The following is a 9,440-nucleotide window of genomic DNA, read 5'->3' on the forward strand; positions in this document are numbered from 1 at the left end:
CAGAAATATTAGATGACCTATCAGTCAATTTTTTAGGCGCCTTGATCCAACTCCAGCATTAACCCACTCAAGCGCTTGACCTTGCGCCGCACCGCTTCCTCAAACACACCGCCGCGCGGCTCGATCAGGCTGAACCAGCGCTTGGCGCGGGTGATGCCGGTGTATATCAATTCTTTGGTCAACACCGGGTTCAGGGCGTCGGGCAGGATCAGCGCAGTGTGGGTGAATTCCGAGCCTTGGGATTTGTGCACGGTCATGGCGTACACGGTTTCCACATCGTTCAGGCGGCTGGGCAGCACGAATCGCACGCCGCCCTGGCCGTCATTACGTGGGAAAGCCACCCGTAGCACCTGAGGGCCACCGTCGCTTTCGGGCAGTTTGAGGGCGATGCCGATATCGCCATTCATCAGGCCCAGGCCGTAGTCGTTGCGCGTCATCAGCACCGGGCGACCTTCGTACCATTGCTCGTCACCCTCGATCAGCCGCACTTTACGCAGCGCCGCGGTGATTCGCAGATTCAACCCCTCCACACCCCACGGACCTTTGCGCACGGCGCAGAGCAATTGGAACGCGTCGAAGGCCTGCAACAATTGCTGCGCCCAGGCCGTCCAGGCGTGGTCGTCACGGGGGGTGGCGGGTGACGGACGCGCCGATTGCAGCAGGTTCAGGTAATAGCGATAGCCCTCGGCACCGCCGCCCTGCCCGTCCAGCACCAGGCGCTCAAGCGCGTGGTCGTGTTCGCCCTTGAGGCTGACGCAGAACAGGTCGCTGTGGCTGCGCGCGGCCAGCAGCTTGCGGGCCTCTTCGGCTTTTTGCTGGTTGACCCAGCGCGCCAGTTGGCCGATGCCGCTACCTTCGCCGAACCGCCGCGAATAGCGCAGCATCACCACTTGTTGCGCCAGGGGGTGGCTGTGGTCCAGGTCTTCGCTCAGGCCGCTGGTGCTGAGGTCTTCACCGCTGACGGCTTGTAGCCACTGGCGCGTGTCGGGGCTGTACCAACCGGCTTCGGCGTCGCGGCATAAATCGCCGAGCACGGCACCGGCTTCCACCGAGGCCAGTTGATCCTTGTCGCCCAGCAATACCAGACGGGCGTGAGGCGGCAGCGCGTCCAGCAGATTGGCCATCATCTCCAGGTCGATCATCGAGGCTTCATCCACCACCAGTACATCCAGGGGCAGCAAGTTGCCCGCATGGTGACGGAAATGCCGAGTGCCAGGGCGACTGCCCAGCAAACGGTGGACGGTGGTGACTTGGGTCGGGATCTTTTCCCGCACCGTATCGGGAACACTCAGCGACAGCACTTGCTGGCTGATGGATTCGGTCAGGCGCGCCGCGGCTTTGCCAGTGGGAGCGGCCAGGCGAATGCGCAGCGGGCTGCCGGATTCCACCGCCGGCGCCTGCAACAGCGCGAGCAGGCGCACCACAGTGGTGGTCTTGCCGGTGCCGGGGCCGCCGGTGACGATACTGAACGCCCCTCGGGTGGCCAGGGCGCAGGCGAGTTTCTGCCAGTCCACTACGCCGTCGGGCGCGGGTTGAGCGAACAGACCATTGAGCCGCTCGGGCAAATCGGCGGTGAAGTTTTCCTGTGTCGCCAGGCGCTGGCGCAATGCGGAATCGATGCGTCGCTCGTAGGTCCAGTAGCGCCGCAGGTACAGACGTTTCCCCGACAGCACCAGAGGCCGGCTTTGTGCCGCTTCACTGCCGTCGAGTGCAAGGGCGACCAACGAACTGGCGGCCAGTGCATGGCACCAATGGGCGCCATCGAGGCCATCGAGCAACTGCGACGGAAGCAACATCGCGCCGGTCTGCAGGTCGCCTTCGGGCGGTAGGGACAGGGCAAAATCCGGCGCCTTTAGGGTTTCGAACAGATCAAGGCAGACGTGCCCGTGACCCAATTGGTGGCTGGTCAACGCCGCCGCGAGCAACACTAGAGGATCGGCCTGGGGATCGAGTTCGTGCAGGAAGCCAACGAAAGCCTTATCCAGCGCCCGCAACCAGCCGCGCTCGACCCAGCGTTCCAGTAATTGCACCAGATCGGCGGAGCGTTCCAGCGGCGCTAGTGCCTCCAGCGGTAATGGCGACAGGCTCATAACAGCACTCCTTGTTCCCAGGCCGGCTCAGTTTTGGGTGGCAGCGGTTTGCCTTGGAACAACAGGTCCAGGCCTTCGATCAGCGCCCGTGGCGGCCGGGTGAAATACGCGCCTTGGCTGGCAGACTGGGTGCCGCGCAGGAACAGATACAGTGCGCCGCCAATGTGGCGGTCGTAATCGTAGTCGGGCAACCGTGCCTTGAGCTGGCGATGCAGGGCCAGTAGGTAGAGGACATATTGCAGGTCATACCGATGCTCAAGGATCGACTGTTCCATGGCTTGCGGGGTGTAGGCCGAATCGTCAGGCCCGAGCCAGTTGGATTTGTAGTCGGCCACGTAGTAGCGGCCATCGTGTTCGAACGTCAGGTCGATAAACCCCTTGAACATGCCGTTGAGCAGCACTGGTTCGGCAGCCACCCGGGCGACGCCGTCATGGGTGTACTGACACACCAGTTTATCCAGGGCGAGCACATCGACCTTATGACTGGCGAACCAGAACTCCATCTCGATCTGATAGTGCCGCAAGCCGCTCAAGGCCACGCGACCGTTATCCACAGGCAGTGGCGTGTGCAGCAGATGGCCCAGCCAGGCACTGAGGGTAACGATCCACCCCTCCCAGTTGCGCCGATTGCAACGCGCGCCGACGGCTTGTTCGATGGCCTGCGGCGTCACGTTGAAGCCTTCTTCACCCGCCCATTCCAGCAAACCGTGCAGGAAGGTACCGGGGTTGGGGCCGCGTGGGAAACGGTGAATGTCGCCACCAGACGCTGCCACTTCACGCGGTGCATCCGGGTCCAGGCGCTCGTCATCGAACAGCTTTTGCGCTTGTGGGTTTTCGGGCGCTTCGAGGGTCGGGCTGCTCAGGCTGTCGCCAATACGCAGCGCGCTGTAGGAAGCAATCCACCAGTTTTCCGCCGCCTTGCGGCTGGGCAACAACGGCGCGAGCAGCGTGGCCTGGTTGCGCGGCGGGTGGAACAGCACCTCTTGCGCCTCAGGCACTTGGGCGTAATGGATGGCTGGGCAACCGTCCTGCAAATCCAGCAGCCAACGGGCCAGGCCCGCCGACTCGCGCAGCACATTGCCGCCGCCAAGCAAATAGCCCAGCGCACACAAGTGCAGGACCGAACTACTGCTGTTGCCGCGCTTGAGGTCGGCGATGCCCAGCCAGCACGCGTGCTTGGCGCGGGTCAGGGCGACATAAAACAAGCGCAGGTCTTCGGCCAGCCGCTCGTCGTCAGCCTGGGCAATCAGCTCGGCGGTCGGGCGCAGGCTGACCTGGGATTTGCCATGTTCATCGTGGTAGTGCAGCGGCAGGCGGCTGCCGTCCACGGGTTTGGTCGAACAAATAAACGGCAGAAACACCAGGTCGTATTCCAGACCTTTGGATTTGTGGATGGTGACCACTTTGACCAATTGCTCATCGCTTTCCAGGCGTAGGATCTGCTCTTCACCGGCTTGACCCGAGAGCGCCAGATGCTCGGCCAGGTGGCGGATCAACGCTTGTTCGCCGTCCAGCTCCGAGGCGGCCTGTTGCAGCAGTTCGCTCAAGTGCAACAGGTTGGTCAACACACGTTCGCCGTCGCTGCGGGCGATCAGGGTTTGCGGCAATTTGAAGTCGTGCAGCAAACGCCGCAGCATCGGTAGCACGCCTTGGGTGCGCCAAATCGCACGGTAACCGCGAAACTGCATAACGCGGCTTTCCCACGCCAATTCGTCCTGATTCAGACGCTCCAGTTCGGGCAGCGACAGATTCAACGTGACACACGCCAGGGCGGCACGCAGGGGGCGCTCCATATCCGGCTCGGCGCAGGCCTTGAGCCAGGCCAACAGGTCATGGGCTTCCTGGGCGGCAAACACCGAGTCCTTATCGGACAGGTACACGCTTCGCACACCCCGAGCGGCCAATTCCGCACGCACGGCTTGGGCCTCCTTGCCGTCGCGGACCAGGATGGCGATATCCGACGGCAATACACCTTTGAAGCTGGCGTCCGGCTGTAGGAAACCGGCCTTGCCTTGCTGCCCGGCATTGAGCAGCTCAACAATCTGCGTAGCACAAGCAGCAGCCAGCTGCTGGCGGTACACCGCGTTGGAAATCGGCTTGTCGGTTGCCAAGTGCCAGAGGTTCATCGCCGGCACAGGCTGGCCGTCGACCAGCAAGGTCTCTTTGCGGCCTTGGGACAATACCGGCTGGAACGGCACCGGGTTATCGCCATTCGGCTCGCGGAACAGAAACGCACCGCGCCCGGACTCCGCACGCTGGAACACATGATTCACTGCGTCGACCATGGCATGGCTGGAGCGGAAGTTGGTGCCCAGGGTGTGATGGCGGCCGAGTGTGGATTTACGTGCGCGCAGGTAGGTGTAAATGTCGGCGCCACGGAAAGCGTAGATCGCTTGCTTGGGGTCACCGATCAGGAACAGGCCGCTATCCAGGTGGTTTTCTTCGATGCGATAGATGCTGTCGAAAATGCTGTATTGCACCGGATCGGTGTCCTGGAATTCATCGATCAACGCGACTGGGAATTGCTCGCGGATCACGCTGGCCAGGCGCTCGCCGCCCTCTGCTTGGAGGGCCGCATTGAGGCGGATCAGCATGTCATCGAAGCCCATTTCGGCGCGTCGGCGTTTTTCCTCTTCGAAGCGTTTACCCACCCAGGCGGCGGCGTGTTGCAACACGGCGGCGTCCGGGGTGGGCAACGCGTCAAGGCTGGCTTTGAGGTTGGCCATGGCATCGATACCGGGATGCCGGGGCGGCTCGCCTTTCCAAGCTTCGGCCATGCCCTCGGGCGTAAGGCGTGTGAAGCCGGTGCCGATGTCCAGTTGCTCCTGGGTTTCGTCGCTTGCCCAGGCACTGATTTTTTCGAACCAGGGCTCGAAATAGCGCGCTTGCATCTTGCGACCGTCGACGGCTTTGGCAGCCACGGCCTGCAGGCAAAGATCGCGCAGTTCGGCGGCCCATTGCTGCCAGGGCGCTTTGAGGGCGACCAGCGCTTCGCGGCGCTCCTGCAAACAGGCGTTGATCAACTCGGCGGGATCGCGGGTTTCGTCGCTGGGACGCTCGCTGCCGAACAGCGCGCGCACGCGCGGCATCAGCGCAGCGGGGCCGCCCCAATGAGTGCGCACCCAGTTGAGGGCATCGTCGTGCATCGGGTAGCAGAACAGCCGCCAGTAATCGCGCAGTACTTCGCCGAGCAGGTCGCTGTGATCGGTTTCCAATGTCTGGGTAAACAGGCTGCCGCTGTCGAACGCATGTTCGCGCAGCATGCGCTGACACCAACTGTGGATGGTGGACACAGCCGCTTCGTCCATCCACTGGGCAGCGATGTCCAGGCGGTTAGCGCAGGCGGGCCACTGCTCAGGCGCATAGTGCACACGCAGGTCGGCGATCAGAGCGTCGGGCGACGGGATCTCATCGCGGAAAAACCGCGCGGCCTCAGCCAGGCGAATGCGGATACGCTCACGCAGCTCCTTGGTGGCGGCGTCGGTGAAGGTCACCACCAGGATCTGCGGCGGCAGCAATTCACGACCAAACCCCCACGCATCGCCGCCGTGGCCAAGCACCAGGCGCAGGTACAAGGCGGAAATTGTGAAGGTCTTGCCGGTGCCGGCGCTGGCTTCAATCAGCTGGCTACCTTTGAGTGGGAAGGCCAGGGCCAAAGGTGTGCTGCTCATGCGCGGGCCTCCTCGCCAGTAAGTGATCGCCACGGCGCATCAAGCATGGGTCGGTACAGTGTTTCGCACCAACCTTCGAATTCTTCGCTGGCCACCAAGGCTGCGTAATCCGGAAATTGGCGCGTGAGTGCGGGGGTTTCCCGGCGTTCGCCGTCGGTGGTCAGCCCGTCGCCTTCGTAGGCTTTGCTCGCCGCGGCATGGGCTTTGGCCGGATCGGTCTGGCCCAACCAGGCGAATGCGGTCTTGACCGCCACCGGCAGCGGCTTGCGCATGCCACTGTGCCAGGCCAGGAGCAGGTGGCCGAGGATATCCTGGGCGAGCGCTGGGTCCAGCGGGGCCAGCAGCAAGGTGTCATCACTGGCCACTAGGCCGGTACTCAACGGCAGCCCGCAAGCGCAGGCCACCAGATGATTGACCCACGGGCGGATCAGACGATGCCACTTGCGTGTCTTGATCGAGCCGATGCTATTAGGAATGGTGCTGACGCTGAGCAACCCGCCATCACTGCGCCGATGCAGCCCACTGATCCAGCCTTCCAACCTGATCCCCTGATGCTCAAAACTGACCGGTTCCGTCGCGGTATGCGGGATTGGCCATAGGGCCAGTAGTTGCTGGTAGCGTTGCAGCAGGCCGGGCAAAGGCTCGATCAGTTCGTTGCGCAGACATTCGCCGAAACCAACCATGGGCAGCAGGCCACTGCCTTGTAGGCGCTGGGCCTGCGCCTTGAGCGCCTGGTCGAGGTGCTCCGGTTGGCTCAGCGCGGCATTGAGCAGGCTGTCGCTCAGGCTGTAGCGTTGCAGAGCATCAAGAACGAAGGGTTCTTCATCGGCCAGAGGTACTTCGGCGGCTTCAAAGAACACTTTCAGACGCTGGCTGAAGAAATGTTTAACCGGGTTGCGTAGGAAATCCTGCAACTGACCGAGACTTAGAGGTTCTTCTTGCTGATGCTGCGCCAATTCCGGCTCCGTGCCGGTGACGGGCGCGTCCTCGTGCAATACCTGCCATTCGCGGGCGTAGCTGAACAGCGGATCGCCTGCGTGGAAGTAGCGGGCGCTGAACGGCTGCAATGGGTGTTCCTGGGTCAGCGCGTCAATGAGGGGGGCGTCGTTTGCCGCGTGTTTCCAGCCGCTGGCGAGATGATCGCGCAACTGGCCGATCAGCACCGAAGCCGGACGCTCGCTGTTGTCGCGGATGCTGCGGCCGACCCAACTGATGTAGAGCTGGTCTCGGGCAGAGAGCAGGGCTTCGAGCAACAAGTAACGGTCGTCTTCGCGACGGGACCGGTCGCCTGGGCGGTAGTCGCTGCCCATCAGGTCGAAGTCCAGCGGTGGCTGGGCGCGAGGGTAATCGCCGTCGTTCATACCCAGCAGGCAGACGAGCTTGAAGGGAATGGCACGCATGGGCATCAGGGTGCAGAAATTGACAGCTCCGGCGAGGAAACGCTGGGACAATCGGCCTTGATCCAGACCGGCGAGCCAGGCTTCGCGGACCACGGTGAGCGGTAACTCGTCCTGCAGGCCGACGGACTCACAGGTTTCCAACCAGGTTTCTCGCAGCTGTTCCAGTTGGCTCAGCAGATAGTCATCGTGTTCACTACTGGCCAGGAAGAACCGCTGCATCAAGTCTTGCAAGCGCTCGCCCCATTGCTGCGGCGCTGCTGGCTCGGACAAGGTCTGATGAGCGTCACTCAGCGCATCGAGCAAGGCAACGAGCGGGCCAATCAGCGCCGCGTCGAGGCCGCCAATTTCGTCGTAAGGTTCGATACCTTCGCAGGCCGCGCCACTGCCCACCGCATACCCCAGCAACATGCGGCGCAGGCCGAATCGCCAGCTGTTCTGTTCAAGCTCAGCAGGCAGGCCCAGGCCGGCACGTTGTTGCGCGTCGAGCCCCCAGCGGATACCGGCGCCTTCGATCCAGCGATGCAGCGTCGGCAGGTCGCGTTCCTTGATTGCAAAGCGTTCGCGCAGGGCGGGAACGTCGAGCAGATCGAGGATTTCGCTGACGGGGAAGCGGCTGTCGGGGAGTTTAAGTAGATGCTCGACTGCGATCAGCAACGGATCGCGGCCGCGTTGGCCCTGGTCCGTCAGGGTGAACGGGATAAAGCGCGGATCGTTGCGCTCAAGCTGACCGAACACAGCACGGATATGCGGCGCGTAGCTGTCGACATCCGGGACCATAACGATGATGTCACGAGGACGCAGCGTGGGATCGGCACTGAAGCGCTGCAGGAGTTGGTCGTGCAGCACTTCGACTTCACGTTGCGCGCTGTGGGCGATGTGGAAACGGATAGACGAATCATGCTCCAAGTCGACAGCGGGCCATAGATCGCGGGTTTCATTGAGTGGGCGCAGTTCGAGGATATCGTCCTGCAACTGGTTGAGCAGCGTGGTCGGGGTGCTCTCGCTGAACAGATCGATGCGTCCATCGCGGAATGCGGCGCGATAGCTATTGGGATCGTCGTAACTGTCCAGCAGGCTGATGTAGTCGCGCCCCTGTTTGCCCCAAGCAGCCAACAGCGGATGGGCATGCTGGTGCAGGGTTTGCGGGTCGATACTGATCGGCATGCCGGCTTTACGTGCTTGGCGTTTGTATTCGTTTCGAAGCAGGTCTTTGTCGGCGACGATGTCGGACCAATGGTGGCGACAGGGGTTGTGTACGCATAACAGAACTTGACTGAAACGAGCCAGACCGGCGAGTGCTTCGAGAGCCTGGGCGGGCAATGACGAAATACCGAACACGATGACCCGTGAAGGGAGGTCGGGTGGAGCTTCCTCGAGGGTATTGATGCGTTCGATAAAGCGCTGATGCACGCCGGCACGGCTTTCGGCCATGCCCTCCTCACCGACATCCAGCAGCAGCGCACGCCATAACTCGGCTTGCCAGCAGTTCGCCGGACTGAGGGGCTTGGCCTCACCTCGTCCATTGCGCAGTTGATGCCGACCGGCGGCCCAATCTTCAAGCCAGTCGGCGCGGTAGACCTGATATTGGTCGAACAGGTCGGCCAAGCGTTCGGCCAATTGGTAGCGTTTGCGCAGGTCGGTGTCGTGGGTTAGGAAGCGCTGCAGCGGCTCGAAGTGCGGTTGGTCAATGAGCTCGGGCAGTAGGCGCATCAACCGCCAAGTGAGTGGGGCTTTATCGAGCAAGGATTTGGGGGGGATTTCGTCACGCCCCAGGACCATGCGATAGAGCTGCCACATAAAACTGCCGGGGAGTTGTACGTCGATGGCAGCAGCGATGCCGCAGCCGCCCATGTCATCGTCTTCCGGATCTTCAGCCAATGCCAGCTTGAGCCACTGGGCAATACCGTTGCTTTGTACCAATGCAATTTCATTTTCCAGGGGCGCTAGGGGATACCGGCGCATCCAGCTAACCACCAGGCTGCGCAACTCATCCAAGCGGTTACCGTGAACCACCATGAATCCAGCGCTGAGGGACATCGCATCCGGCATAACAGCTTCCTTGGGAAAGCAAAATCGGGGGTATGGACTTTAGCACCGAAGTCGGCGCTGATGATGCCCACGGCTTTTCGAGCGCGCAAAACAAAACCCCAACTGCTTTCGCAATTGGGGTTTCGGAATTTAATCTTGACGATGACCTACTCTCACATGGGGAAACCCCACACTACCATCGGCGATGCATCGTTTCACTTCTGAGTTCGGGATGGGATCAGGTGGTTCCA

Annotated in this window: 3 protein-coding genes and 1 rRNA gene; all 4 read right to left on the reverse strand. The window is 62.0% G+C overall.

Going from position 1 to position 9,440, the window contains the following annotated elements; translation table 11 throughout:
- Positions 1 to 32 precede the first annotated feature (32 nt).
- Positions 33 to 2,090: an exodeoxyribonuclease V subunit alpha gene (recD, locus tag ABX75_RS26085; protein ID WP_034115084.1), complete on the reverse strand. Its 2,058-nt coding sequence runs from the start codon at positions 2,088 to 2,090 to the stop codon at positions 33 to 35.
- Positions 2,087 to 5,761 (reverse strand): exodeoxyribonuclease V subunit beta, encoded by a 3,675-nt coding sequence (recB, locus tag ABX75_RS26090; RefSeq protein ID WP_047882929.1) that lies wholly within the window; start codon positions 5,759 to 5,761, stop codon positions 2,087 to 2,089. Before recB ends, recD begins: the two co-directional genes overlap by 4 nt.
- Entirely contained in the window at positions 5,758 to 9,210 is a 3,453-nt protein-coding gene (gene recC, locus ABX75_RS26095) for an exodeoxyribonuclease V subunit gamma (RefSeq protein ID WP_047882930.1), read from the reverse strand. The genes recB and recC overlap by 4 nt, the downstream gene beginning before the upstream one ends.
- A gap of 133 nt (positions 9,211 to 9,343) precedes the next feature.
- Positions 9,344 to 9,440, reverse strand: a 5S ribosomal RNA gene (rrf, locus tag ABX75_RS28130); the annotation flags it as partial.

Source organism: Pseudomonas sp. ARP3, from assembly GCF_001029595.1.
Taxonomy (GTDB): domain Bacteria; phylum Pseudomonadota; class Gammaproteobacteria; order Pseudomonadales; family Pseudomonadaceae; genus Aquipseudomonas; species Aquipseudomonas rhodesiae.

Bases quoted from the DNA above. Each gene is read 5' to 3' on its own strand.
- recD (WP_034115084.1), bottom strand. From the start codon at position 2,090: ATGAGCCTGTCGCCATTACCGCTGGAGGCACTAGCGCCGCTGGAACGC.
- recB (WP_047882929.1), bottom strand. From the start codon at position 5,761: ATGAGCAGCACACCTTTGGCCCTGGCCTTCCCACTCAAAGGTAGCCAG.
- recC (WP_047882930.1), bottom strand. From the start codon at position 9,210: ATGCCGGATGCGATGTCCCTCAGCGCTGGATTCATGGTGGTTCACGGT.